The sequence below is a fragment of the Microcoleus sp. FACHB-831 genome (genome assembly GCF_014695585.1).
In the GTDB taxonomy this organism is placed as follows: Bacteria; Cyanobacteriota; Cyanobacteriia; order Cyanobacteriales; family FACHB-T130; genus FACHB-831.
On record NZ_JACJON010000074.1, the window covers coordinates 16,434 to 41,520 of the forward strand.

Below are 25,087 nucleotides of genomic sequence, written 5' to 3' on the forward strand. Positions count from 1 at the left end.
GTAGTTCCCCTAAAATCTTGCGGTTCGCTTGCCGATGCGTAGTGCGAAACTTGTTATCAATCGCTGCAACTAAGGTAAATTTTCGCGATGAGTGGGAGAAAGGGCAGGATTTCCCTCATTGCGACGGCGTGACACTGGCTGTAGCTGTGCCAGGGTGCTTGCCATAACTGTAAATAGTTGTTGCAACGTTGCCAAGTTCTTCTGGATAGTCTCGCGTCCTTCGTTAACTTGGTCTTGGTGAAATTGCCGCAGTTCGGTGTATGGCCCGTTACCAATAAACTGGGTACCAACTTCGTTGTTAATGTCACCCTCTACAATATTGATGCGGGTTCGCATACGATATCCGGGTAGGGGCTGATCTGGATTTGATGATGCCCTAGTGTCTGTGTCACCGGACGAAACCCAGGTGGTTATTTCCAGTTCAATGGCTTCGCCTAGTGCCAGGGTGAGGGCGTCAACTATTTTGCCTGCTTTAAGTTGTTCTTTGAATTCGTCACTTACTGCCATAACCTTAACCCCTCGGTTTTTTGTGAATATTGCTAAGATTAGACGCAAAATTGCTTTGACTATACCAAGCTTTTACGCCACCTTAACAAATTTCCCTGTGATTGGGCATGGGAAGTCCGGAGTCCGGAGTCCGGAGTCTCGACGCCGATTTATCGCGTCTCCTAATTCCCCCCCGGAACCCTTGTCTCGACGCCGATTTATCGCCATTCGCCATTACCAGTAGTCTGTGGCATCATATCCCAGTTCGCGGAGCATCAAGCGCAACAGGGGGAGGCTAAGGCCAATCACGTTGGTGTGGCAACCTTCGATTTTTTCGACAAAAAGCCCGCCCTTGCCTTCAAGGGCAAAGCAACCAGCACAGCTAAGGGGTTCCCCGGTGGCAACGTAGGCGGCAATCTCGCGATCGCTTGCATCGGCAAAGTACACTCTGGTGACTTGACATCGCACTAAAATTGTGTGTTCTTTAGTTGTGTCAATTAAGGCGTGACCAGTGTAGAGGTCGCCGTATGAGGAGCGCATTTTTTGCCAACGGGCGATCGCTTGTTCGGGAGAAGCTGGCTTTCCATAAATCTCGCCCTTTACTGCTAAAACCGAATCGCACCCTAACACCAATGCATCTGTAAACTGACTGGCGACAGTTTCAGCTTTGCGAGTCGCAAGAATCTGCACCAGTTGGGCTGGATCGTTCTCTTGAACTAAAGATTCATCAAAATCGCTGGGGGAAACCAGTGATTCAATCCCAGCAGTTTGCAACAAGCGACGACGGGCGGGAGAAGCTGAGGCTAATACAAATTTTGGGGTTTTGCCTCGTTGGAGTGTCTCCGCATCGGATGATTTTGGATTGATAATCTCTGGCATGGCAACTTAGTTATAAGACAAAGCGATGAATGTTTTTGACCGCATGGCGATCGCCAACCACCGCTTTAGTAAACTGAAAACGAATTGACGATTTGCTCAAACAGCGGTTTCAATTTTGTCCAGCGTGCTTCGGTTGTGGAAGCGTTGAAAGAGAAAAGTTTGCCTCGGCTGATGGCGACACTAGCAAGATCGTGGCGTTTCTGAGAAGGTAGCTTAACGGCGTATTCTATTATGTAGTAAGTTTTAGAGCCTTCTTGACGTGATTCGGCATTGACTAATTCGGCTTTGCGACCTGAACTGGGAGGCGCGATCGCATTTTTCGACAGCTTGTACCCCACTTCCCCTGGTGTCCCCAGATCTGCGAGAGTTTTATTATCGGGAACTGGGCTAATTACAACGCTGACGTTCTCAGTCTGCTCGATCAGATCGTGGAACACAACATCGGCTCCACCAGTCACCTGCACCGGAAGCCAGCCTGTAGGATACATAAACTGATAGCCGTCTGTACTATCGATGTAGCTTTTCAAGCCGCTGGTGGCATTGGCTGACTGACAACTTTGTATGCTCACCAGCACTAACACCAGCAGTAAGGCTGCAAGCCGTTTCAGCATTTACGCTCTTCCTTAAAATAGTTTTAAATGCTCAACCTACCTTGTTGTCTAATTTTCCCATTGATAGTCAAATAAGCGCATGAACAAGATTCAAATAACGTCCGTAATTTTAGGAATCTCAGCGCTAGCGATCGCGCTTCCCTCTCCTGCTGGGGCTGCTGTTGAGCCAACGACGCTACACTTAGCTGCTGCCAACAAGCAGCAGCTAAGTGCGGTTGATTTGTACAATCGGGGAGTGGATAAGCTTGATGGTGGCGATTATAGAGGAGCGATCGCGGATTTTGATGCTGCTATCCGTCTCGACCCTAACGATTCTGAGGCTTTCTACAACCGGGCTTATACCCGCCACATCTTAGGTCAAGTTCAAGAAGCCATTAACGATTACACTGAGGCGATTCGCATTAAGCCGCAGTACGCTAATGCTTACGGTAATCGTGGCTATGCTCACTACATTCTCAAAAATTATCAAGCAGCGATCGCAGATTGTACTGCTGCGCTTCGTATCAATTCCAACAACGCTGATGCCTACATCTACCGCGCCAATGCCCTGGACGATACTGGCAAAACTAAAGCCGCCCTCGAAGACTACAATCAGGCTTTAAGTATCAACCCCAAACACGCTAGGGGCTATTACAACCGCGCTGTTGCTCACAACCGACTAAAAGAACCGCAAAAGGCCCTTGAGGATTACACAACTAGCATCACTCTCGATGCTAAGTTTCCTGACGCTTATTACAATCGCGGCGTTACCTATGTTGAACTTGGTAACAAACCAAAAGCAGCTCAAGACTTCCAGAAAGCCGCAGAGCTTTTTAAGCAACAAGGAAAAACAGACAACTACCAACAGACATTGAACGCTTTAAAAACCGTTCAGCAGTAGATAGTACAGGGCTAACTATGGACTTTGGACTGTTAGAGCCGTTTATTTTCTAGAACTTACGCACAACTTACACAAATTTAGTGCCCTAGATTTTCTTTAACGCTTATTTCCCAGCTTCTTCTGGGAGATAGGTGTTTGAAGATCTATATGTAAGTTCTATTGTCTAAAGTCCACAGTTGGAATTTTAAAATTTAGCCTACGCTTGATACCGATACTGCCACAAACATTAAGCTGCCAAGCAGAACAACCGCACCTATGCCCAAGAAGATGTAGTTGCGCTGTTCATTCTTGGTTGGTGGCTCCGCCGTGTAAACTTTTGGTTCGCGTGCAAAGTTGTTCAGCCGTCCGCCTTCTTCTGTGGTGTATGGCATAAATAATATCCTCAGCTTGTTTCTTTACTAAACTTAACATAAGTTATGAAAAAACTCTCATTTTGAAGAAAAAAATCTTTACAAATTTTAAAATTAGGGTGAGTATTGCCCACCCTAGCGCCTGTATTGGTTAGCTGGTAGCTCCTACAATCGTCCCGGTGAGGGGAGAACTAGCGCTGGCGTAAACTTTGACGGGTATGCGTCCGGCACTATAGGCAAGACGACCTGCTTCAACAGCCATACCCATAGCTTTGCCCATAGCAACGGGATTTTTGGCGCAAGCGATCGCTGTATTAATCAAAGTGGCATCAGCTCCCAACTCCATCGCTAAAGCAGCCTCGCTAGGCGTACCAATCCCAGCATCCACAACTACAGGAACCCTAGCATTCTCAATGATGATCTGAATATTCGCCTCATTCTTTATCCCCTGTCCGGAACCAATAGGCGACCCCAGAGGCATCACCGTCACGCAGCCCACTTCTTCTAAACGTTTAGCCAGCAACGGGTCAGCATTAATATAAGGCAACACGGCAAAGCCTTCCTTCACCAGTTTCTCTGCCGCTTCCAAAGTACCGAATGGGTCAGGTAGCAGATATTTAGCGTCGGGAATAACCTCCAACTTGACAAAATTATTGTCCTCCTGTCCCAACAGCTTCGCCATCTCCCGCCCCAGACGCGCCACTCGGATAGCTTCTTCAGCAGTTTGACAACCAGCAGTGTTGGGCAGCATCCAAAGTTTCGTCCAGTCTAAGGCTTCTGCCAGCCCTTCGTGTCCCGGCGCTTTAGTTTGCACGCGACGCACCGCAACTGTGACAATTTCGCTGCCACTTGCAGCAATACTTTGCCGCATATCTTCTAAACTGCGATATTTGCCAGTTCCTGTCATCAGACGAGAGCGGAACTTTCGACCAGCAATAATTAATAAGTCAGAATTGGATGTTTCAAGCGACTGAGCTAGATGATCAGTATTATTTGTGGTTAATTGCGGCATAACTGGGGTCGCCGTTTCTAGGCGAGATGAGGAATCAGGCGATGGGCTAAATAATTTTGAATTATTAGATTGCTTGTCAGATTCAACAATTTCTAATTTTTGAGAATTAGACACCAATCCATAATTGTTTTGCTTTTTGCGCCTTGTTTCTTTAGCGTAGAACCTGGAGTAGTGAAAACTATCGAGGAGCGCGTCAGACTTTTGATTTAAGATATGGTCTGCCAGTAGCGAAGCAGTTATCGGCGCTAGCAAAATACCATTGCGATAGTGCCCCGTAGCCAGAGTTAAATTTTCGCACGGGCTGGAGCCAAGAATTGGTAACTCATCTGGCGTCGCTGGCCGAAATCCCCACCAGAATTCCTCTACTGCCCATTGTTCTAAAGCGGGATAGAGACGAATTGCCCGTTCTAGCAATTTTTGCATCCCGGCTGGCGTGTTGTGCGGAGTAAATCCCACATCTTCGCTGGTGGCTCCTATTATCAGGCGTCCGTCTTGACGCGGGACGATGTAAATTTCACTGCCATACAAAATTCGTTGTAGGGGTAATTCATAAGTTGCGGCTAAGGGAACCCGCACGGATAGCATTTGACCTTTTTTAGGACGTACCGGGAGTGGTAACAACTGGTTTGACCAAGCACCACCAGCTAGAATATATTGTTCGGCTTGCCAATCACCTGAAGCTGTCTTGACGCTGACGATTCGCCGATTTTTTTGCCCGAATGCTTCTGCTGCTATTCCTTCTGGCAAATTGACGCCCAATTGTTCGGCGGCCATTCGCAGAGATTGAGTCAGCGTTCTATTATCTACTTGAGCATCTTCGGGATACCACCAGCCACCAATGACATCTGCGCCCAGTCCGGATTGATGGAGATGAATGGCATCTTTATCTAACCAAATTGCTGATGAGGACTGACCCTTGTGTTCATAAACCGGAGCCAAAATACCGCAGGGCCAGTATCCAGCCGTAACGCCAGTAATATCTTCTAGCTTGCGAATCCATTCTGGATACAGCGACCTACTTCGCAAGCATAAATCCAGCATTGGGCCGGGGGGGATGCCCTCGGCTTCAGGTGCTAGCATTCCAGCGGCGGCATGGGCGGCGGCTTGTTTAAAGTCGCGGCACAAAACGGTGACTGATGCCCCGCGTAGTCTCAGTTCAATTGCGAGTGTAAGGCCGATTATACCGCCGCCGATGATGATAATGTCACTTGCCAAGTTCATTTATTGTTAGTTTTTATAGCGGTTTGCATTATCGAAACTACAATTAGTGTCTTGGAATATGGTATAGCTTAATTAACACCTATTGTGGTTTGAATTGTACTTTCGCCTGCTCGTGCTTGTCTTTATAATCCCTATTAGGGATTGAAACTAACAACTATTAAGTACCGATTGCAAATTTTATACAAGCGATTCACCAGAGCGCTGGAATTCCTTGGTTGCTGTCTGATTCTGAATCGCTGCTAGGCTCTGGCTCGGTTTCTGGGGATGGCTCTGGGCTGGGTTCAGCTGGCGTATCTTCAACTGGACTGGCTTGGGGTTGAGAAGTTGAGTATGTTGCTGTAGAAGTCCTGGATTTTGCACTTTGGCGACTGGGTGTAAATTGCCTGCCGAGTGCGGTTCCCACTAGCATAGCAACTGCTACTGCCAATATAATTCCTGCAAGCCATTTATACATCGCCACGACGTAAAACCTATGAGTTGCTGAAGTTTTTTACTGCTAATTTGACTTTGCTACACGTTGATATGCAAGTCAAGAGTTAAAAGGCATAAATGCAAAAAGAAGAAAAGCTGTGAGCTTTAAAACTTTTGGCTAGTGCGGGGGCAAATTAAATGTGAAACAGCTTATTGGAGATTATTTGCGGAGTTTAAAAAGCAATCAGCATAATTAATAAATTCTCTGGACTGTAAATCTTCACAGTTTGGCTAAGTACACAGTTTCGCAAAATAATATACTGTCTTGGAAACTTGAAAAGTGCGATCGCCTCCAACTTTTTGTGAACTAACGCTTTTATCCGTCAATAATGCTGTGTCCTAGATTTTACCTCAAATTTCGCTGTTTTTAGGCTAATTTTCCACGCTTAATTATCTTTCAGGAGGATAATTGTTAAGCGTAAGCCATCTGCCTGTAGGGAATGTCATAAACGATCGCATCCCAGGTATGAATGATGGAAACGCCTATTTTTTGCCTGCTAAATAGGTACTGAATCTAATGAATGGGGAGCGAGGCGATCGCATAGCCATCTTCTGAGGTTTGACGCACTTCGGCTATCTGCTGACGATAATTAGCAACGTCACGTCGATTGAGGAACACTAGGGCATAATCACTTTGCCCTAGTGTTCTGTCGCCGGCATTCCGTTGTCATTTATTAAAAAAAATCCACGAGCTGTAGGAGAGTAGCGCATTTTCCGGCAGCCTGAAAAATTGATTTAATTATAGGACTGCCAGTATATTCCCTGAGTTAGCTACTAGGGCGACTCATTCTTGCGAGAGATATAACGCTTAGGCTTGATAAAACTAATGCCTTTGACAGAGAGCGATCGCTCCCAAGGAGTATTTTTTTATGGTAAATACTTTTGCACAACGCTCCAACCAGTTAGGGAAACCCAAATGAATCCTACCAGTAGGGTCATATTAACGCCAACGTGGAGCGATCGCACCCAAGGACGTTGCGGGCTAATTTGAGTTGCACTACCTGCTGATATTAATATCAGTACCACAACGGCTAACCCAGCCCACAAGTGTGACGAGTGACCAAGCGTGCCGTAGTGACCAAGCGTGCCTACAATTCCAATAGCCAGTAACAGCAACACCAGACCTACAGCGATCGCCCCGGTACCATAATGTAAAGGGCGCAACCAGCTAGGGCGCGGCTGTCGGGAACGCCGAATCGAAAACATTGCCAAGCCGCTTATTGCCAAAATCAGATAAGCCAAAAGCGCAAAGCCCATTGACCAAGCAGCTATTTTCCAGAGCCAAATAAAAGAAGGTAGATTCAACTTTAATGCGTTTGTCGTGAGGATAAAATACAACTACCGACGCCAGACATCGTATATTCTAGCCAATAGCTGTCAGACTTTCACGTGTTTGTGAGTCAAATAGTTTTCTATAAATTTTTCCATAAAAAAGGTTGCCTCTATCGGCAACCCAGTCAATCCTTAAACCAAAAATGGGTTTTAGTTAATAGAAGCAGTTGTTAAAGGTTCTGCAATTTGTCTTGTTTTCTTATTATGAGAATGAATCTTCTGATTATTATGGGTTTTTTCTTGGCTCGGTGCAGCAATCAGATCTGTATCAGATTGATTTTCTTCATCCATGCACAGCTTCGAGCATGATATTTTATCTGAAATAATCGCGCTTGCCATCATCCCCGTGTGAATTTCCAGAACCGCTTCGGGAACTGATTCAAACACTAAACGTTGTCCGGGGAAGACAACGCGCTCGAAATACCAGTTAATAATATTAGCGATTCGAGCAATCTGAATTTGGCTCGTAGCATTAACGTAGCAGCATAGTATCGAGCCGTCGCTATCCGATGGAAGCGGATCTAGAATTTGAGCCATGAGTGCAGAGGAGCTTAGCGCTTACTAGAGTATTACGTTTACAACGTAACACTAAGCGATCCCCGGTTACTGTAACCCCGATTACCATATGAATATTTATCTGTTAATTTCTACCTAAAGTTGGATGAGCAAACTTACCAAACGTATAGAGACAACAAAATTTTCTTTATCCAAAAATAACCGCTTAGGGGGATGTGCGATGTAGCGCTACTTTTGCTGGTATTGCTTGCGCGATCGCCAGCTATTTTTCTTTTTTGGTAAACTTTTTCCCCTATTATTGCACAACAAGAGCAACTGGGGCGAAAATAGCCACACAGATGAGGAAGGTAAGTGGTATCGTAAAGTTATATGAAAATATTTTCACAATAATTAAAGAGAGGGCTGTAGCAAAAGCCTAAATGGCAGCTTGGAAATAGCTTTGATACACGTTTTGTATCTGACGATACAAAACGTCGCCGAACTACCACGTGAATGGAAAGCGATCGCTCTAAGATAAGCGCTTTTAGCATTTCTTCAGAGTCGTGAGAGTAGTAAATCTGAATACAGAAAATTGCGATGGAACAACGAATTCTCTACGTCCGGCTCCCGTGCAATCCGATCTTCCCGATTGGGGTTGTGTATTTATCAGATCACGTCCATAAGCTATTCCCACAAGTAGAGCAACGCATCTTTGACTTGGGGACGGTACCACCGCTGGATTTTGCAGGTGCGCTCGATAACTGCGTAGATGAATTCAAACCAACGCTGCTAGTCTACTCTTGGCGCGACATTCAGATTTATGCACCAGTGGGAGGTAGAGGCGGCAACCCGCTACAAAACGCCTTTGAGTTCTATTATGCCCAGAATCCCTTCATTAAGTTGCGGGGAGCTTTGGGAGGATTGCGATTGGCAGTTTCGTACTATACAGAATTGTCGCGCAACTTAGGGTTAATCAAACGAGGGCTAAAACGCGCCCAAAAATATAATCCAGAGTCTCGCGTCATCGTCGGTGGTGGTGCGGTAAGCGTATTTTACGAACAGTTGGGAAAAAGCCTACCAAAAGGGACAATAGTCTCGGTTGGAGAAGGCGAGGCATTGCTGGAAAAACTGTTAGGTGGGAAAGATTTGGGGGATGAGCGGTGTTATGTGGTGGGAGAGACAATAGCCCGCGATCGCATGATCCACGAAGCGCCAGCTAACATAGAAAAAACCGCCTGCAACTACGACTACATAGAAAAAATCTGGCCGGAATTTCAATATTACCTGCAAGACCAAGACTTCTATATAGGAGTGCAAACAAAACGCGGTTGTCCCCACAACTGCTGCTACTGCATTTATACAGTCATCGAAGGCAAGCAAGTACGCATCAATCCAGCAGATGAAGTTGTAGCAGAAATGCAGCAACTTTATAACAGAGGTATCCGCAACTTCTGGTTTACCGATGCTCAGTTTATCCCAGCCCGAAAATTTATAGACGACGCCGTTGAGTTATTGCAGAAAATTCTCGACGCCGGGATGGACGATATCCACTGGGCGGCTTATATTCGGGCAGACAACCTGACACCAGAGTTGTGCGAATTGATGGTAAAGACGGGAATGAACTATTTTGAAATAGGCATTACCAGCGGTTCGCAAGAACTTGTCAGGAAAATGCGAATGGGCTACAACCTGCGTACCGTCTTGCAAAACTGCCGCGACTTAAAAGCTGCTGGCTTTAACGATTTGGTTTCAGTCAATTACTCATTTAACGTAATAGACGAACGCCCAGAAACCATTCGCCAAACTCTAGCCTACCATCGGGAACTAGAGCGTATCTTTGGAGCAGATAAAGTCGAACCAGCGATCTTCTTTATTGGATTGCAACCGCATACCCATTTAGAAGAATATGCATTCGACAATAATATCCTCAAAGAGGGATATAACCCCATGAGCTTAATGCCTTGGACAGCCAAGAAATTACTTTGGAATCCAGAACCTCTCGGCTCCTTCTTTGGAGAAATTTGCCTGCAAGCATGGCGAAAAAATCCCAATGATTTTGGTCGAGAAGTTATGAATATTTTAGAGGAAAAGCTAGGTTGTGCTGAATTGGAACAAGCATTATCTGCACCAATTGAGCAAAAAGAAAAACAATTGGCAGGTGTTTCTTAATTGTCGCGCCCTATATTCTAAGTGTGTCCCCGGAGGATATTGGCTAGCTTGCAACCAAGCCAACTCGGCGGATTAGCACAATTAAGGTGGCATTTCCGGACTCCTCCTTAAAACTCTCTTACTCTGATACCTCTGCGCCTCTGCGGTTCGTTAAATTAAGCCCAAAATCATGTTAGAAGGTTCAATTTTACAACAGCTGGAAGTTGCCCACAGACCGGGCAAAAGACCAATCAGATTTGGGGTGTACTATAAAAACACCCTAGTTGCTTTGTGCCATGCGCTGGAAGACCATATATTAAATGACCCAGGTTCGCCTTTGGCGATCGCAGCCTTCCAGCAAGGGAAATGGTATCTGCAAGAAGCAGATCGCTATAGCGAATTAGCACAAAAATCCCGTCAAATCGTTATTATGGCGGCATCAGATGCAGGTTTTGCAGAACACCCCACAAGCAACCTGCCTAATGTGGCGCTCGTGGGGTTAGATCGAGCTGATGCAGTGGCGCAAGAGTGGCACTTGATAATATTGTCGCCAACATACACGGCGATGGTGCTTTGTCAAGAGTTATCAGATGAAGATTATGGTGCGGGGGGGCTGCCAGGATCAGACTTGGAGCGGAAGTTCTATGGGTTGTGGACTTTTGAGCCAGAGTTGGTGAAAGAGACAGTAGATATAGCGATCGCTCACGTCGGTCGTTACAACCCAGAACTTGAGCAAAAGCTTATTGCCTATAGAGACGAAATTCAGCCAAAATTAGCATCGCCAGAAGATTTGAGTGCTGTTGTGTCTCGCGTCGTCGATTATCTCCAGCACGGACAAGAAGATTTATCCCTTCCTACCAACTCTCGTCACCAAGCACTGGATCGTAACTTACTATCCAACGAAATCCAAGCGTTTTTGCGGATGGCGCAGTTGATGGATATGGCAGATGTCACCAATCCAATGGCGGCGGCGGAAGTAGTAACGCTGGCAGAAACAATGGGGCAATTGCTAGATTTACCTGCATGGCAAATTAAGCGACTGCGCCTCGCTGGCTTGTTACACCGCCTCGATCCTTTACAGCAGGTAGAAAGCTTACTCGCTCCAACTGCTGCATTTCACTATCAGGAAGATGCACCTTGCTGTCCTTTGACTTGCCCGCTAATTCCAGGGGCGCAAGTCTTGCGAACAATGCCGCGATTGAGGGCAGTTGCCCAAATTATCAGCCACCAAACTGAGTGGTGGAATGGTACTGGTGAGCCTGCTGGATTAAGTGGTGATGACATTCCTCTCGAATCGCGAATTTTAGCGCTAGTTGCAGATTTTCAGTGGCGAGTTAGTAAGAGAAAAGATTCTGATATTGGTCTAGAAGAATGTTTGTCTCAAGCTTTGGCTGAGTGTAGAGAACAGCAGGGTACTCGTTTCGACCCCAAATTAGTTGAAACTTTATCCCTTTTAGTGATGGGTATGCAACAGGGTTTGAGCTTACCAGTTACTCCGAATAACATAACGGCGGGTATGTGGCTGTTAGATGCTAATTTGTATAGCGGTATATCTGTGCATCCCTCTGGTGTTTCAAATTAATGGGGACTGGGGGCTGGAGACTCTTAACTCCCGGCTCCAGACTCCGGACTTTTAATTTCTAATCCCCAATCACAAATTATGGATATTGAAGCGATTCGTTTAGGAAAAATCAAGCAACTGCCAGGGGTAGATTTAGAAGACGAAGATCTATCAAAAGCAGATTTGCGCGGTATCAATTTCGCTGGTGCAAATCTAGTTGGGGTAAACTTCGCTGGCGCAAATTTGGAAAGGGCACGTCTCGATGGCGCTAATTTAATTGAAGCGCAACTCGTAGAGGCTGACTTGCGGGCGAACCTGTTAGGAGCTAATTTAATGCAAGCTGACTTAACAGGAGCTGACTTGCGGGGAAGCAATTTGCGGGGCGCTAACTTGATGGCAACTAAGCTCACTGGCGCTACTTTTTCGGGCGCTTTTTTGAGCGGTGCTAATTTGATGAGCGTGAACTTGCAGGGAGTGGATTTGCGTAGTGCTGATTTACGGGGGGCAAATTTAAGCAGTGCAAATCTCCAAGGTGCGGATTTGCGCGGTGCAGATTTGCGCGGTGCTTTGCTTACTGAAGCGAATTTGGAGGAAGCTGATCTGCGGAGTACAAATTTAGCTGGAGCGAACTTATCGGGAGCTAATTTACTCTGTGCTGATTTAGATGCGGCAAATTTAACTGGGGCTAATTTGGAGAGAGCCTGTGTAGTTGGTACAGGTATGAATGAAGCGGCTGTAATAAAATAACAGCGATCTCTTTTGCCCAAAGAAGACAGCGATCGATTAGTGGAAAAACATTTCCCAAATTGATCGTTCTCGTCATCGCTCCCAAGTCAACTGCTTGGTGAACGTTAGTGTGTGGGCTGATTGCCTACACTCACCAACAAGCCATCTATTGCGATTGACCACAATTCGATCCCCGCTGCTTAACCCGAACTCACGTTATTTAGGTAGTCTTAAGCTGTTCCACAGCTAAGTTGCGTAAAATGGCAATCAAATAACGCATTCTTCTAACGTTATGCCAGAAGAAAGGATTTTTGATAAAACAACTTATTAAATTGCGGTTACAAGATTGCTCAACAGCAGATGAACGCTCAGAAGTTGTTGAAGAACCTCGAAGCCACTATGCCGATTAGCACGACTAAACCTAGCGCCCGACGAAAGTAGTTAACGCCCTCGAATAGCTCCAGCCACGCCCAAGTAAATAAAGAGCCAAAAGCTATTGCGTCTAGACCTGTATGGATGTTGCCGCTTTTGACAACTAATTTGAATAGAGTTGCTGTAATCCCAACCAAAAGCGGCAGATTTGGCGGTTGAGCAATAACGATATTGCCCTCGCTGTCTCGGAAAGTTTTATCGAATAAGCTATTTTCCATGAATCTAAGTATAGTTGCCTCTGGGAGGCTCAATTCTCACCCCTTAGTAGTAACTCCTTGAAACGTTGGGAAGAAAATCATCACAACTCCCAACCCGACCCCTAGAACCGCCTTTCCTGCGAGACATTTGCGATCGCATCACTACTAATGAGCTATTCACAATGCAATAAGCAAGATCGCTACAATGGGTTATAAATACTAACTAGCAGATGGTTGTAAAAACTAGGGTGACACTGTGGAAAGTTTTAATTAAAGTAGCGATCGCCGCCCTTGCGCCTATTATTATCATCTCGTGTACGCCCCAGGCTAACAACAATAATATAACTTTCGCAATACCCCCCCAATTTGAGGAAGCTGATGGCTTTTCCGACGGTGTGGCACAGGTATTAATTGATGGCAACCTAAGCTTAATTGACAAGAGCGGGAACATCATCACGCAACTTATATTTTATAGGCCGCCTGCTGGTTTTTATGAAGGACTGGCCAGACTAGAAATTAATAATAAGTTTGGCTATATCGACAAAAATGGAAAAATAATTATTAAGCCGCAATTCAAGCAAGCTCGTTCCTTTTCTTCTGGGCTGGCGGCGGTAAGAATTGCCAATAAGTGGGGCTATATCAACAATAAAGGAACATTCTTAATTAAACCGCAATTCGATGAAGCTTTTTCCTTTACATCAGGGCTAGCGGCGGTAAAACTTGGCAGCAAGTGGGGTTATATAGATACTACTGGTAAATTTGCAATTAAGCCGGAATTTGATAAATGTTGGAATTTTTCCGATGGGCTGGGGCGGGTTCAGGTTGGGGATATTTGGGGTTATATCGATAAAATTGGGAATATGGTAATTGAAAATACATTCGATTTCGCTGATGACTTTTCTTCTGGGCTGGCGCGAGTAAGAGTTGGCAATAGTTGGGGCTATATAGACAAAAAGGGCAATATCGTAATTCAACAGCAATTTGATTTAGCTTATAGCTTTTTTTCTGGAATTGCCCTCGTACAAATTAATGAGAAGTTAGGCTATATCGACAAGAGCGGTAACTTTGTTAAACAGCCACAATTTGATGAGGCTTCTGATTTTGAGGAAGGGCTGGCCTTTGTAAAAATTGGAGATAAACCTTATGGCTATATTGATAATAATGGGAATTGGGCGATCGCTCCCCAGTTTGATAATGCTCGTTCCTTTTCAGAAGGTATGGCAGCCGTAAAAGTTGGCGAAAAGTGGGGCTATATTCGCAATCCCTTAAAATGAGCGGCAAAACTACTTGAAGACGCGATCGCTATCCTTTAGCAGTTAAATTGTTAGAGCGCGATCGCTTCTTCATCACAAAGGCCAATATCCACAGAAATAACAATCCCATTATCCCAATCAAAGGATTCTTATCAACTCCAGTAACCCAGTCAGGAGCAACCCCAGAATATTTAATTAAATTACCCACATTAATAATGTAATATCCCCACACTAACCCCCCATGAAGACCAATCGACAACCCCAGCCTTCCTTTACTTCCCCGCTTCGCCCAAACTAGCGTCAAACCCAGCAACAATAATGCCGGGAATTGGGGAAAAGTGCGGATAATTTCTGATATTGGTTTAATAAAATGTGCGGTAGCAAATAAACCAGCACTAGCCCACAAAACTACACCAGGGCGGTAATCTCGTTGCAATTCATTTAACAGCCAACCCCGGAATACTAACTCCTCGGCGAAACCTATTCCCAAGGCACTGGCAAAACCTTCTAAAATTACTCTAGGCAAATTATCTGAAGGTTGCCATACTAACCAACCCAGCAACCCTTCTAATGCGAATAGACTAAGAGTAATAGTTAGACCAAGACTAAGCCCAAATAGAAGCTCTTTAGCGTTTGTCCGCGTTCCTACTAGACCATAGCTTTTGAAGATTTCGGTTTGTTTGTAGACTTTTTTACCCCAAATAGGGACTAAAAAGATAAATCCTAAAAACAACAAAGCCATTGTCAGGATCGTAACTAAGTTGCGATCGCTCACCAATAAATAAATCGGTGCAGCGACGGGAACCCACAACAAACCCAAAGTTAGCAAAAAAATTCCCACCCGTACAGGGGCAGGATACTGGGCTAAACGGACGAAGTTAGGTTTCAAAGCTCTTAAAATTTTATTCCCCGCAGGAAAACGCAATGAATCGCGTTTCTACAAAAATTCAACCCAAATTATAGGTCTTAGCATTACCCACATATCCCTAAAACCTTCCAGGTAAGATTGTCCCTCCTCCATATATCCATACCCACAGGCATATGTGGAGAAGGCTTGGGGGCCTCCCCCCAATTCCGGGGTTTTTCCAGCTAAATGTGGGTAAAAACAAGCCCTTTAAACTAGGGCGAAGTATTACTCGTCAGGTTCAATCGTGCTAGTCAAGCCGTGATTGTTCAAAGTTTCGCTGTAAAACTCAGCGTGTTCCTGAGCGCAAGTTATTACCAAGGCAAGCCCATTGGTGTGGGCTTCCATCATAATGTTAACGGCTTGAGGTTGCGTAATACTAGGCACAGTCGTCATCAAGACCTGCACCACATACTCCATTGGATTGAAGTCATCATTATGGAGCAAAACCCGATAGCGAGGTGCAATTTTACGAACCGTTGAAGGCTTTTGGATGGTTTCAACCGACACTGCTGTACCCTCTTTGTCAGTTATCTACAATTGTGGTAACTCATTTTAAGGCTTTCCCTTCGCTGCAAAGTCGCAATGGCGTCAGTGCAGAGTCTTTAAAAAGGAAATGTCAAGAGTTTAGGCTTTTTTTTTATATTACTAAACATTGGAGCGATCGCGTAGTTGAAGCCGTCAGGATGCGATCGCATCAACGATTCACCGACATAGCGCTTGAACCATCTGGCTGCGAAAGCTCTAGCGCAGAAACCTGCTCCTCCGCCTCCATTTTGGGATGCAAGTAAAGATTCTCCAGCAGCACAGCCGCACCAGCAACCCAAGGCGGTACGATCAAAGCGCCAATAATGCCTAAAACCTGGGTTCCCCCCAGAACGGCCAATAGTTGATACAACGGGTGTACCCTCACAGAAGAACCCACTAATAGCGGATCTAGTACATAAGCTTCCAGATTTTGGATGATGACGAACAAAAGCAGCACCCAGACAAAGGTTAAACCGCCTTGAGCAACAGCCACCAGTAGAGCAGGAATTACACCCAAAACCGAACCGAAAAACGGAATTAAATTGGTAAAGCCAGCGATCGCCCCCAATCCTAGCGCAAACTCCGATAGCCCCAAAATTCCTAAGCCAAAACTAATCGCCACAGCCAAAATCGCGGACACCAAAACCCTTCCCTGGATGTAACCTCCCATGCGCTGACTTACAGGCTCCACCTGCGCTGCAAGACGATCCTCCCAAGGTTGCGGAAATAGTTCCACCAGACCTTTAATCAAATTTTGACTATCAGCTACCATGTAGCCAGAAAGTAAGATAGCCAAAATCAGATTCAACGCCCCGCCTACAATTCCTCTGGTAAAACCGTAAGAGCGCACTAAGAGTTGTTGAGAAGAACCGATCGCCCAAGACGTTAAACCCTGAATATCCAACAATTGACTGATAGACTCTGGCTGAGTAATGCCGAATCTGACCGCTAAATTTTCCAGAATAGCCCGCAAAGTTTCCAAATAAACTGGCAGTCTACCGCTTAATAGCTGAATTTGCCCGAAAACGGTGGGGCCAATTAACACCACTGCCCCTGTGATTAGACCGATTAACGACAAATAAACAGTGATGACAGCCAGCCAACGGGGAAGCCGCAAGCGTTCTGCGCCATCTATCAAAGGAGCGATCGCCGCTGCCAATACTACAGCAATCATCAGCGTCAGCAACAGACTCCGCAACTGCCAAAGTAGCACCACCAATAAGCCTGTTACTACAATCAGCAGAATATTAGATAGGGAAAGAGCAAGGCGCTGCTTATACATTCTCAATAGTCGCGAGTTTTGAGCTTGGTAGGGTAGCAACCGTCCACCCTACACAAAACTTTAAACTCTAGGGAGCCTATAGTTTATCGTCCTAAAGGCTAGACCGCTTAACTGCGATGCCATCGCGTTCCATCTTTGCTATCAATTAGAGTAATGCCTTGAGATTGCAACTCATTGCGGATGCGATCGCTTTCGGCAAAATCCTTAGCTTTCCGCGCTTCTTGCCGTTTTTGAATCAAATCTTCAATCTCAGCATCGCTTAAACCAGTGGCGGCTTTTTCCTCCGGTTCAGCTTCAAAACCCAAAACAGCAGCCAAACTAACTAGCGTTTCCCACTGGTCCTTTAGCTGTTCTGGGGGTATCGTAGTTTTACCTTCATGCACCAAAATATTGCCCTGAGTCCCTAACTCTTTGGCTAGTTCAAACAACACAGCCAAACCACCAGGGAAATTTAAGTCATCATCAACTTCCGCCTGAAATTTTTCTACAAAGGTGTTTTGGCTTGACTCCGGACTAACTGGCATCCAACCGAGTTTTTCACCATGTTGATGTCCAAACAGCAAACCTTCCTTGAGGGTATTCCAGCCATTTGTGGCAGCAGCGATCGCTTCCGACGTAAAATCAATTGGCTTGCGATACTGTGCCGTTAAGACAAACAACCGCACCGCCATCGGGTCAACAGGTCTATCCAGCAACTCTCTAATGGTGATAAAGTTGCCCACAGACTTGGACATCTTCTCGCCATTCACCGTTACCATGCCATTGTGCAGCCAGTAGTTAGCTAAGTGCTTCCCCGTCACCGCTTCAGATTGGGCGATTTCATTTTCGTGGTGCGGGAAAATTAAGTCAGCACCACCAGCGTGGATATCTATAGTTTCGCCCAGGCGATCGCGCACCATCGCCGAACATTCAATATGCCACCCCGGACGACCAGAACCCCAAGGCGATTCCCAAGCTGGTTCCCCCGGTTTTGCTCCCTTCCACAGAGCAAAATCAAACGGGTCTTTCTTCTTCGCCGCGTCTGGATCTTCCACCTCAACCCGACCGCTAGCGCCAGCTTCCATATCTTCCAACTTGCGTCCCGACAGCTTACCGTATTCTGTAAACCGCCGCACCGCATAATAAACATCGCCAGCAGAAGCGTAGGCGTAATCTTTTTGTTCTAACTCGTGAATCAGCCGCTTAATCCCATCGAGGGTATGAGTCGCGCGGGGATACTCATCCGCTTCCTGAATATTCAGCCGCGCCATATCTTCAAAATAAGCGTTGATGTAGCATTCGGCCACTTCCTGCATCGACGATCCTTGTATCCGCGCCCGAGCGAGGATTTTGTCGTCAATATCGGTAAAATTCTGCACGAAGCGCACCTTATATCCCCGCCATTGCAGATAGCGGCGCGTTACGTCCCAAACTATGCAAGCTCTGGCATGACCCAAATGGCAATAGTCATACACCGTCACGCCGCAGTAGTACATCCCGACTTTACCGGGTTCGAGGGGTTCAAATGTTTCCTTGCGACGGGTGAGAGTGTTGTAAAGTGTTAGGGTCATATCAACCAGAGACAGATCGGCAATAATAAGGTAGGCAGCAAGGATGTTAGCAAACATCCGTATGCCTTTATGTATCACACTGTAGCGTTTTACTAGCCTTTTCTGACGTTTTTAAAAGCCTTGCTATGCAATCAGCAGTCACTCCCAGTCAATCCCCGGCAATAGATGCCCCTAAAACCGGCTTGCCAGTCACAATCATTACAGGTTTCCTCGGTAGCGGCAAGACCACTCTCCTCAATCACATCTTAAGCAATCAGGAAGGCGTGAAAACCGCTGTTCTGGTCAATGAATTTGGTGAAATCGGCATTGATAACGAGTTGATTGTTACCACTGGCGAAGACATGGTGGAACTGAGCAACGGTTGTATCTGCTGCACCATTAATAATGATTTGGTAGAAGCAGTTTACAAAGTATTGGAACGCCCCGAAAAAGTTGATTATCTAGTTGTGGAGACAACTGGATTAGCAGATCCTTTGCCCGTAGCGCTGACGTTTTTAGGAACGGAATTGCGAGACATGACGAGGCTGGATTCTATTATTACCGTAGTAGATTCTGAGAATTTCAGTCTCGATTTGTTCAACAGCGAAGCGGCTAGCAACCAAATTGCCTATGGCGATATCATTCTGCTCAATAAGGCAGATTTGGTGGATGAAGGAGATTTAGACGCTTTAGAATTGCGGATTCGCGATATCAAACAAGGCGCGAGGATTCTCAGGACAACGCGGGGACAAGTGTCCTTACCGTTAATTCTCAGCGTTGGTTTGTTTGAGTCTGACAAGTATTTTGAAACTTCTGATGAGCATGGTCACGACCACGAACACCACGACCATGACCACCATGACCATGATGACCACCACGATCATAGTGCCTGCGACCACGATCATGGTCAATGCGCTCACGATCATCACGACCACGATCATCACCATCACTCGAACCACCTGGAAAATGATGGGTTTATCTCAATTTCTTTCCAGACCGATAAGCCTTTGTCGATTAAGAAATTTCAGTATTTCTTAGATAATCAATTGCCTGCTAATGTTTTCCGGGCTAAGGGTATTTTGTGGTTTGATGAAAGCCCGAAGCGCCATATTTTCCACTTGTGTGGGAAGCGTTTCTCGTTAGAGGATGATGAGTGGACGGGTGAAAAGAAAAACCAGTTGGTGTTGATTGGTCAAGATTTGGATCGAGAGAAGTTGCGATCGCAGGTCGAATCTTGCATCTGTCTCCCCTCTTCCAATCGCGGCAAAGGTTTTGGAAAGTAAAAATTAAAAAATAAAAAGTAAAAAGGCAAAAGTAAAAAGAAATAATTTTTACTTTTGCCTTTTTACTTTTGTCTTCACTATGCGCGTTATCATCCAGCGAGTTAATTCTTCTCAAGTTGACGTTGATGGTGTAGTCGTCGGCAAAATTGGCCGGGGGCTAAATTTGTTAGTAGGTATTGCCACAGAAGACACCGACGCTGAACTTGACTGGATGGCTCGTAAGTGTTTGGAATTGCGCTTATTTCCAGATGCAGAAAGCGGTACTGGTCGCTGGGAGAAATCAGTTCAAGAAATTGGCGGCGAGTTGTTGGTAATTAGCCAGTTTACTCTCTACGGCGATTGCCGCAAAGGTCGCCGCCCATCTTTTGATAAGTCAGCTGCACCTGAAATTGCTAAAGAATTATACGATCGCTTTGTGGATAAGTTGCGTCAAAGTGGTTTAAGGGTAGAAACTGGTCAATTTGGCGCGATGATGCAGGTGTCGATTGAAAATGATGGCCCCGTTACCTTGCTGTTAGAGAGGGAGGCAATATAGTAGTATATTTGGAAATTAAAGTTTGCAGCGATCGCCATAATTTTTATTATCTTCTGGCAACCTTACAAACTAAATATAAATAACAATTAAATTTTTTAATTAAATTGGAAAGGGGTATCTACCTAAGATAGGCATTGAATTACAAACATTGAGTTACAAATTGAGTTTGTAATTAATTGTCAGCTCAACAAACACCATTCCGGACACTACCATCCGGCATGATAGTTTCGCAGAAAATGGCTCCGTCCATTACAGCATTAAGCTCAGCACCGCTCAGATCGGCATAGCTCAGGTTGGCATTAATGAAAGTGACTTCATCCAGAATGGCACCTCTGAATTTGACATGGCTGAGATTGGCACCTTCGAGAGAAGTTTGACCCAGCCTAGCACCACTCAAGTCAGCAGCCTCCAGATTAGCCCCTCTCAAATAAGCCTCCTCGAACGCCGCTCCTCTCAAGTTGGCACCAGTGAAATCGGCATCCTCAAGGTTGGCACCTTGGAAGTTAGCACCTGGGAGATGGGCGTAGTTGAAATGGGCATGCCTGAGATCCTTCTCCGGCAGATTGACACCCGGCATGCGGAATCTAGGGAACTCCAAGATGCCAGCTTCGTAGCGCTTTCGGAATTCTTCAAGGCCGTTCATAACTCTCCTCTTGATTCCGTTTACACTATCAACAATAGCGCCCTTTCCCTCTGGAACTCCACGCGCTCCTTTTATCTGTCCCGGAACGGTGGAGGAGATGGCAGATGCGTTGGTCGCGCCGATCTCATGGTTGGCGAAGACGTAGTTATAGCCTCCGGACTCGAATAACCCCAAACCATCTGGAATTCCTGCGAAGGCGAAGGTTTTGCCATCAACTTTGGTCAAACCAGTTCGTAGATCTCCGGCAAGTAGATGGACTTAATAGCCTACGGTGAGGAGGGGGAGTATTTCTTAGCCGCCGTTGCCAGGAACGTTGGTGACTTAGGGATTAATGAACTCAGCCGCTCTCGAATCCTACAAAGGCTGGCTTAAGCAAAGGCAATCAAAAGGATAACAACCTTCTAAATGCCTTGATCTTCATCAAAGCTTCACAAAAGATAAAGATGGGGTTATTCAACACAAGTACAAAGTTAAGGCTCAAAGCCGCTTTAGATAAAAGCTTGGCAGCACGAGCTGTTAAAACTAAGCCGCTTCAGCCACCCGGTTTAAGCCTGGGATATAGATTAAGATTCTCTAAACACCTTGGTTCCCTATGATGGGAAGATATTAAAATACCCCTTTCTAAACTTTCATTACAGAAGCATGGCTGATATTCAGTTTTCCCGAGGTATCAACGAAGAAGTCATTCCCGATGTGCGCCTGACTCGCTCTCGCGATGGCAACCAAAGTACGGCGACGTTTTATTTCCAAAATCCCCAAGCGTTGAGCAGCACCAGCACCGCAGAAGTCACTGGTATGTACATGGTTGATGAAGAAGGGGAAATAGTGACGCGGGAAGTAAAGGCCAAATTTATCAACGGTCAGCCTGAAGCGCTAGAAGTGTTTTACCTGATGAATTCCTCAGAGGACTGGGATAGGTTCATGCGTTTTATGGAACGCTATGCGGAAAAGCATGGTTTAGGCTTGAGCAAGTCTTAAGTGAAAATTGCGAGTGGGGCATGGTTATTGGTGGCGATAAACGGATAACTAAAAACGGACAACGCACAGATGACACACCAGCCTCACCCCGATCCAGTTGGAATGACAGTTAGTTGCGCTATCATTACCGTCAGCGATACGCGCACGGAAGAAACCGACAAGTCAGGTCAGCTGCTGCGACAGTTACTCGTAGATGCGGGTCATTCTGTGGGAGCGTACACCATTATTAAAGATGAACCAGAGCAAATTCGAGCGCTGCTGGAAAATCTAGGCACGCGCCCGGATATAGATGCGTTGATTTTTAACGGGGGCACGGGTATAGCGCCTCGCGATACTACCTACGATGCGATAGAAGGCGCTTTATCTAAGGTATTGCCTGGATTTGGAGAGTTATTCAGGTTTTTGAGTTATCAAGAAATTGGAACGAGGGCGATCGCATCGAGGGCGATCGCGGGAGTTTATCAACACAAGCTCGTCTTCTCGATTCCCGGTTCTAGCAACGCCGTTAAACTCGCCGTACAAAAACTGATTTTGCCAGAACTAGCCCACCTAGTAAGCCAAATTAGGGGCTGATACAATTTTGGATTGGTTATCTCAAATAGCCCCGCAGCAAAAAAATAGGGTGAGCAGTGCCCACCCTACAATTTAATGAAATTAAGAATCTAAACTCGCTCTAGCGCGTGCTTACTGAGGGAACCTTTTGAGGTAAATTTGGGCGTGCAAGGCCAGAGCTTGCCAGATCGGCGATCGCGCGGGCATATTGAGGATCTTCCTTAGTGGCGAGCCAGTTTGGTGTAACTGATAGACGCTTTTTATCTGCGTCTGTCAAGTCAATCTTGACATCAGGAGTAACACCCTTGTGGCTAATATCAGTTCCTTTCGGCGTGTAGTAGTGGGCAATAGTCACAGCTAAACCCGATCCATCTGATAAAGAATGGACAGATTGCACTAAAGCTTTACCAAAAGTTTGAGAACCGACAATTTTAGCGCGTCCGTTGTCCTTAAGCGCACCGCTGAGAATCTCGCTAGCACTAGCGGAGTTACCGTCTACCAACACAGCCAAAGGCAGTTTCGTCAGCTGCGTGTTATTTGCCTTAAATTCCTCGTCGGCTCCTTTGCGGTCTACCGTGCGGACGATGGAACCTTTGTCCATCCACATCTTGGCAATTTCAATACTAGAGTGCAATAAACCGCCTGGGTTTCCCCGCAGGTCTAACACAAAAGCATCTACTTTCTGGTCGGAGAGCTTTTTGATCGCCTGACGCATTTGCGGAGCGGCGTGAGAACTAAACTCATTCAAGCGGATGTAACCAACTTTTAGCGAACCTTCCTGCTTGACCGATGACCGGACTGTAGCGATTTCAATATTTGCCCGCGTCAGTGCAAGATCAAACTCGCCTTTTTCTTCTCGTGATAGTTTAAGGTTAACTTTAGTACCTGCCGTACCCCGAATCAGCTTCGCGGCAGCTTCGACGCTCATCCCGTTTGTCGATTTGCCATCAATGGCGATAATTTTATCTCCTGGCTTGATCCCGGCTTTAATGGCTGGTGAATTTTCAATAGGTTCAACAACCGTGAGAGCTTTAGTTTTATCGTTAAGTTCCAAGCGCAGACCAATTCCAGACAGTTCCCCGGAAGTTTGGCTAGTGAGTGCTTCAAACTGTTTGGGATCCATGAAGCGGGTGTAAGGATCTCCCAGTCTCTCTAGCGCATTGCGGAGAGCTGTGTAAGCTTGTTCGCGGGAGGTGTAGTTCTTGCCCAACAACTCTTGACGAGCTTTTTGCCAATCTACCTGATTAAAGGTGCCATCGACATACTCGCGGTTGACAATTTGCCATGCTTGATCGACAACGGCTTTGGGGCTATCCTGCAATGCGGCCATGACGGCTCGACAGCCGACCAAAGAAACAGCGGCTGTGGCTGCGATCGCTCCACCAAAGAGTACACCTTTACTCAAGTGGAAATGTTTTGGGGATTGGTTCATGGATGGTGGCTAAAAGGGGATTGCTATGACTCAGATCAACATTTATGGTCAGCTTTGGTCAGTCGAGCGCGACACCCCGCGACGGAATTTTACACTCACCCGACCTTGCTGCTACAGTACCGCATGACGACTAAAACAAACTATAGCAGTACAACAAAAATAACAGCACCAGTTTGGAGACGAGGGAAGCATTAGTGGAATTTTTAGCACAGGCTATCTTTCTTCCTTGTAAACGAATGTTTTGTTAGCACATTTTTTAAAAGTACGCCAACCACTCATCCACCACAACTAAGCTGAGATTTTAAACCCAGGCTCTGCTATTTCGTCGCTAACCTTAAAGATGCAGCGACTACCTCACTCTTCACTAACCAGCAGGCTATTTATGCCAGCTTGTACTAGCTTCAAGATACCGATCTTGATAATCAAGGCTACAGTAATTTTGTGCCAGTTTCCTCAGTGTCATTACGGGTATGTCAATAATATACAAACAGAATAGTGTACTTTCACGGATGAATGCCGCAAGTAGTAAGATGAATTAACAAATAATTCATACTTTATCTATGATAGTTCTTCACGAATGGGCTAGTTTCTCCGGATAACCATGAGATATGCAGCCAAAATAACTGCCATTGCCCTATCGAAGTTAAAGCTACGGTGGGTACACTTCTTGGTTGGTGGTATAGGAATACTTCTTGGAATCTGGCTTTCTATTAATACTTTAACTTTGCTGTCTAGGGCTGAGTCACCCATTGATGCTTTTTTCGTACTGGGGGGTAGCATCCGCCGGGAATTATACGTCGCCCAGCTAGCCAAAAACTATCCCCAGATGCCTATTTTGATTTCTCAAGGATCTAAAGATCCCTGCATCTGGCTAATTTTTCAGCGCGAAAATGCTCCCCTAGAGCGGGTAGTTCTGGAAAAGTGTGCTAACTCTACTTTTAGCAATTTTTACTATGGATTGCCAATTCTCCAAAAGTGGGGTGTGCGTAAGGTGAAACTAATTACTTCCTCCTCCCATCTACCACGCGCTGAGTGGATGGCTAAGATTATCTTAGGCGCGTCGGGTATTTGGGTAGAGCCAGATATTGTTATAGAGCAAGGCATCCCCGGTAATGGCGAGTCGTTACTCAAGACTGGTTTGGATTTAACTCGCAGCTTGCTATGGGCGGTACTGAGTCAGGTTTACCAGCCCAACTGCTCCAATTTGGCTAAGCTTGCAGATGTCGATATGCAATATTGGCAAGATCGAGGCTTTCATTGCGAACACCAAGCTAATTTGGAATGAAGCTATTGATTTTCTTAGCAAGCTTTTTTTAACCGTGCTAGCGTAGCTCCTAAAACAGTTAAGTTAGATGATTTAGAAACAG

25 protein-coding genes and 1 pseudogene are annotated in these 25,087 nt (G+C 45.8%); 10 read left to right on the forward strand and 16 right to left on the reverse strand.

Annotation, left to right across the window (positions count from 1 at the left end):
• Positions 1-69 precede the first annotated feature (69 nt).
• The 3 genes from H6F77_RS23270 to psbP form a co-directional block, all read right to left on the reverse strand.
• Entirely contained in the window at positions 70-507 is a 438-nt protein-coding gene (locus H6F77_RS23270; protein WP_190491297.1) for a hypothetical protein, read from the reverse strand.
• Between the two features lie 213 nt (positions 508-720).
• On the reverse strand, positions 721-1,365 hold the full coding sequence (locus H6F77_RS23275) for a nucleoside triphosphate pyrophosphatase (protein WP_190491298.1): 645 nt from the start codon (positions 1,363-1,365) through the stop codon (positions 721-723).
• A 65-nt stretch (positions 1,366-1,430) separates the two neighbouring features.
• Positions 1,431-1,976: a photosystem II reaction center PsbP gene (gene psbP / locus H6F77_RS23280; protein ID WP_190491299.1), complete on the reverse strand. Its 546-nt coding sequence runs from the start codon at positions 1,974-1,976 to the stop codon at positions 1,431-1,433.
• Between the two features lie 79 nt (positions 1,977-2,055).
• Between psbP and H6F77_RS23285 the strand changes: the two genes are divergently transcribed.
• Positions 2,056-2,856, forward strand: coding sequence for a tetratricopeptide repeat protein (locus tag H6F77_RS23285; protein WP_190491300.1), 801 nt, complete (start codon positions 2,056-2,058; stop codon positions 2,854-2,856).
• A gap of 191 nt (positions 2,857-3,047) precedes the next feature.
• On the opposite strand, the gene psb34 is transcribed toward H6F77_RS23285, so the two are convergent.
• The 6 genes and pseudogenes from psb34 to H6F77_RS23310 all read right to left on the reverse strand — a co-directional run bounded on the left by psb34 (position 3,048) and on the right by H6F77_RS23310 (position 7,779).
• Entirely contained in the window at positions 3,048-3,227 is a 180-nt protein-coding gene (gene psb34, locus H6F77_RS23290) for a photosystem II assembly protein Psb34 (RefSeq protein WP_190491301.1), read from the reverse strand.
• Between the two features lie 130 nt (positions 3,228-3,357).
• A complete protein-coding gene (locus tag H6F77_RS28965; RefSeq protein ID WP_375335966.1) occupies positions 3,358-4,146 on the reverse strand; it encodes a thiazole synthase in 789 nt (262 codons plus the stop codon).
• A 333-nt stretch (positions 4,147-4,479) separates the two neighbouring features.
• Positions 4,480-5,439, reverse strand: a pseudogene (gene thiO / locus H6F77_RS28970) (glycine oxidase ThiO); the annotation flags it as partial.
• Between the two features lie 190 nt (positions 5,440-5,629).
• Positions 5,630-5,899 (reverse strand): hypothetical protein, encoded by a 270-nt coding sequence (locus H6F77_RS23300; RefSeq protein ID WP_190491303.1) that lies wholly within the window; start codon positions 5,897-5,899, stop codon positions 5,630-5,632.
• A gap of 878 nt (positions 5,900-6,777) precedes the next feature.
• On the reverse strand, positions 6,778-7,215 hold the full coding sequence (locus H6F77_RS23305) for a DUF4079 domain-containing protein (protein ID WP_190491304.1): 438 nt from the start codon (positions 7,213-7,215) through the stop codon (positions 6,778-6,780).
• A 177-nt stretch (positions 7,216-7,392) separates the two neighbouring features.
• Positions 7,393-7,779, reverse strand: coding sequence for a DUF1830 domain-containing protein (locus tag H6F77_RS23310; RefSeq protein WP_190491305.1), 387 nt, complete (start codon positions 7,777-7,779; stop codon positions 7,393-7,395).
• A gap of 555 nt (positions 7,780-8,334) precedes the next feature.
• On the opposite strand from H6F77_RS23310, the gene H6F77_RS23315 reads away from it, so the two are divergent.
• The 3 genes from H6F77_RS23315 to H6F77_RS23325 all read left to right on the forward strand — a co-directional run bounded on the left by H6F77_RS23315 (position 8,335) and on the right by H6F77_RS23325 (position 12,193).
• Entirely contained in the window at positions 8,335-9,906 is a 1,572-nt protein-coding gene (locus H6F77_RS23315) for a photosystem II high light acclimation radical SAM protein (RefSeq protein WP_190491306.1), read from the forward strand.
• Between the two features lie 169 nt (positions 9,907-10,075).
• A complete protein-coding gene (locus H6F77_RS23320) occupies positions 10,076-11,467 on the forward strand; it encodes a DICT sensory domain-containing protein (RefSeq protein WP_190491307.1) in 1,392 nt (463 codons plus the stop codon).
• 78 nt (positions 11,468-11,545) lie between these two features.
• Positions 11,546-12,193 (forward strand): pentapeptide repeat-containing protein, encoded by a 648-nt coding sequence (locus tag H6F77_RS23325; RefSeq protein ID WP_190491308.1) that lies wholly within the window; start codon positions 11,546-11,548, stop codon positions 12,191-12,193.
• A gap of 347 nt (positions 12,194-12,540) precedes the next feature.
• Here the strand turns inward: H6F77_RS23325 and H6F77_RS23330 are convergent, their stop codons facing one another.
• Positions 12,541-12,822 carry a hypothetical protein gene (locus H6F77_RS23330; RefSeq protein ID WP_190491309.1) on the reverse strand — a complete coding sequence of 94 codons (282 nt, stop codon included), beginning with the start codon at positions 12,820-12,822 and terminating at the stop codon, positions 12,541-12,543.
• Between the two features lie 209 nt (positions 12,823-13,031).
• Here H6F77_RS23330 and H6F77_RS23335 point away from each other — a divergent pair, with 209 nt between their 5' ends.
• Positions 13,032-14,075 carry a WG repeat-containing protein gene (locus H6F77_RS23335; protein ID WP_190491310.1) on the forward strand — a complete coding sequence of 348 codons (1,044 nt, stop codon included), beginning with the start codon at positions 13,032-13,034 and terminating at the stop codon, positions 14,073-14,075.
• A 28-nt stretch (positions 14,076-14,103) separates the two neighbouring features.
• On the opposite strand, the gene H6F77_RS23340 is transcribed toward H6F77_RS23335, so the two are convergent.
• The 4 genes from H6F77_RS23340 to cysS all read right to left on the reverse strand — a co-directional run bounded on the left by H6F77_RS23340 (position 14,104) and on the right by cysS (position 18,318).
• Positions 14,104-14,943 carry a CPBP family intramembrane glutamic endopeptidase gene (locus H6F77_RS23340; protein ID WP_190491311.1) on the reverse strand — a complete coding sequence of 280 codons (840 nt, stop codon included), beginning with the start codon at positions 14,941-14,943 and terminating at the stop codon, positions 14,104-14,106.
• Between the two features lie 243 nt (positions 14,944-15,186).
• Positions 15,187-15,468: an ATP-dependent Clp protease adapter ClpS gene (gene clpS, locus H6F77_RS23345; protein WP_190491312.1), complete on the reverse strand. Its 282-nt coding sequence runs from the start codon at positions 15,466-15,468 to the stop codon at positions 15,187-15,189.
• Between the two features lie 187 nt (positions 15,469-15,655).
• Positions 15,656-16,768 carry an AI-2E family transporter gene (locus H6F77_RS23350; protein WP_190491313.1) on the reverse strand — a complete coding sequence of 371 codons (1,113 nt, stop codon included), beginning with the start codon at positions 16,766-16,768 and terminating at the stop codon, positions 15,656-15,658.
• A gap of 107 nt (positions 16,769-16,875) precedes the next feature.
• A complete protein-coding gene (gene cysS / locus H6F77_RS23355; protein ID WP_190491334.1) occupies positions 16,876-18,318 on the reverse strand; it encodes a cysteine--tRNA ligase in 1,443 nt (480 codons plus the stop codon).
• A 125-nt stretch (positions 18,319-18,443) separates the two neighbouring features.
• On the opposite strand from cysS, the gene H6F77_RS23360 reads away from it, so the two are divergent.
• Positions 18,444-19,580, forward strand: a complete 1,137-nt coding sequence (locus H6F77_RS23360) for a CobW family GTP-binding protein (RefSeq protein ID WP_190491314.1) — start codon at positions 18,444-18,446, stop codon at positions 19,578-19,580.
• Between the two features lie 79 nt (positions 19,581-19,659).
• Positions 19,660-20,115: a D-aminoacyl-tRNA deacylase gene (gene dtd / locus H6F77_RS23365; protein WP_190491315.1), complete on the forward strand. Its 456-nt coding sequence runs from the start codon at positions 19,660-19,662 to the stop codon at positions 20,113-20,115.
• 184 nt (positions 20,116-20,299) lie between these two features.
• Here dtd and H6F77_RS23370 read toward each other — a convergent pair whose 3' ends face one another.
• A complete protein-coding gene (locus tag H6F77_RS23370; protein ID WP_199321511.1) occupies positions 20,300-20,983 on the reverse strand; it encodes a pentapeptide repeat-containing protein in 684 nt (227 codons plus the stop codon).
• A gap of 417 nt (positions 20,984-21,400) precedes the next feature.
• Here H6F77_RS23370 and psb28 point away from each other — a divergent pair, with 417 nt between their 5' ends.
• Both psb28 and H6F77_RS23380 read left to right on the forward strand, forming a co-directional pair.
• The gene (gene psb28, locus H6F77_RS23375) at positions 21,401-21,736 is read left to right on the forward strand and encodes a photosystem II reaction center protein Psb28 (RefSeq protein WP_190491316.1); all 336 of its coding nucleotides are present in this window, start codon (positions 21,401-21,403) and stop codon (positions 21,734-21,736) included.
• Positions 21,737-21,805: 69 nt separating this feature from the next.
• Positions 21,806-22,309: a MogA/MoaB family molybdenum cofactor biosynthesis protein gene (locus H6F77_RS23380; protein WP_190491317.1), complete on the forward strand. Its 504-nt coding sequence runs from the start codon at positions 21,806-21,808 to the stop codon at positions 22,307-22,309.
• Between the two features lie 100 nt (positions 22,310-22,409).
• Here the strand turns inward: H6F77_RS23380 and ctpB are convergent, their stop codons facing one another.
• Entirely contained in the window at positions 22,410-23,720 is a 1,311-nt protein-coding gene (gene ctpB / locus H6F77_RS23385; protein ID WP_190491318.1) for a carboxyl-terminal processing protease CtpB, read from the reverse strand.
• A gap of 601 nt (positions 23,721-24,321) precedes the next feature.
• Here ctpB and H6F77_RS23390 point away from each other — a divergent pair.
• The gene (locus H6F77_RS23390; RefSeq protein ID WP_190491319.1) at positions 24,322-25,005 is read left to right on the forward strand and encodes a YdcF family protein; all 684 of its coding nucleotides are present in this window, start codon (positions 24,322-24,324) and stop codon (positions 25,003-25,005) included.
• Positions 25,006-25,087: the final 82 nt, after the last annotated feature.

What these genes read in the sequence shown, in the direction of transcription:
- psbP (WP_190491299.1), bottom strand. Translation starts at nt 1,976, where the DNA reads ATGCTGAAACGGCTTGCAGCCTTACTGCTGGTGTTAGTGCTGGTGAGC.
- H6F77_RS23350 (WP_190491313.1), bottom strand. Translation starts at nt 16,768, where the DNA reads ATGTATAAGCAGCGCCTTGCTCTTTCCCTATCTAATATTCTGCTGATT.
- H6F77_RS23325 (WP_190491308.1), top strand. Translation starts at nt 11,546, where the DNA reads ATGGATATTGAAGCGATTCGTTTAGGAAAAATCAAGCAACTGCCAGGG.
- H6F77_RS23270 (WP_190491297.1), bottom strand. Translation starts at nt 507, where the DNA reads ATGGCAGTAAGTGACGAATTCAAAGAACAACTTAAAGCAGGCAAAATA.
- H6F77_RS23310 (WP_190491305.1), bottom strand. Translation starts at nt 7,779, where the DNA reads ATGGCTCAAATTCTAGATCCGCTTCCATCGGATAGCGACGGCTCGATA.
- dtd (WP_190491315.1), top strand. Translation starts at nt 19,660, where the DNA reads ATGCGCGTTATCATCCAGCGAGTTAATTCTTCTCAAGTTGACGTTGAT.
- ctpB (WP_190491318.1), bottom strand. Translation starts at nt 23,720, where the DNA reads ATGAACCAATCCCCAAAACATTTCCACTTGAGTAAAGGTGTACTCTTT.
- H6F77_RS23330 (WP_190491309.1), bottom strand. Translation starts at nt 12,822, where the DNA reads ATGGAAAATAGCTTATTCGATAAAACTTTCCGAGACAGCGAGGGCAAT.
- H6F77_RS23390 (WP_190491319.1), top strand. Translation starts at nt 24,322, where the DNA reads ATGAGATATGCAGCCAAAATAACTGCCATTGCCCTATCGAAGTTAAAG.
- H6F77_RS23315 (WP_190491306.1), top strand. Translation starts at nt 8,335, where the DNA reads ATGGAACAACGAATTCTCTACGTCCGGCTCCCGTGCAATCCGATCTTC.
- H6F77_RS23380 (WP_190491317.1), top strand. Translation starts at nt 21,806, where the DNA reads ATGACACACCAGCCTCACCCCGATCCAGTTGGAATGACAGTTAGTTGC.
- psb28 (WP_190491316.1), top strand. Translation starts at nt 21,401, where the DNA reads ATGGCTGATATTCAGTTTTCCCGAGGTATCAACGAAGAAGTCATTCCC.
- H6F77_RS23275 (WP_190491298.1), bottom strand. Translation starts at nt 1,365, where the DNA reads ATGCCAGAGATTATCAATCCAAAATCATCCGATGCGGAGACACTCCAA.
- H6F77_RS23360 (WP_190491314.1), top strand. Translation starts at nt 18,444, where the DNA reads ATGCAATCAGCAGTCACTCCCAGTCAATCCCCGGCAATAGATGCCCCT.
- H6F77_RS23320 (WP_190491307.1), top strand. Translation starts at nt 10,076, where the DNA reads ATGTTAGAAGGTTCAATTTTACAACAGCTGGAAGTTGCCCACAGACCG.
- H6F77_RS23285 (WP_190491300.1), top strand. Translation starts at nt 2,056, where the DNA reads ATGAACAAGATTCAAATAACGTCCGTAATTTTAGGAATCTCAGCGCTA.
- H6F77_RS23335 (WP_190491310.1), top strand. Translation starts at nt 13,032, where the DNA reads ATGGTTGTAAAAACTAGGGTGACACTGTGGAAAGTTTTAATTAAAGTA.
- psb34 (WP_190491301.1), bottom strand. Translation starts at nt 3,227, where the DNA reads ATGCCATACACCACAGAAGAAGGCGGACGGCTGAACAACTTTGCACGC.
- cysS (WP_190491334.1), bottom strand. Translation starts at nt 18,318, where the DNA reads ATGACCCTAACACTTTACAACACTCTCACCCGTCGCAAGGAAACATTT.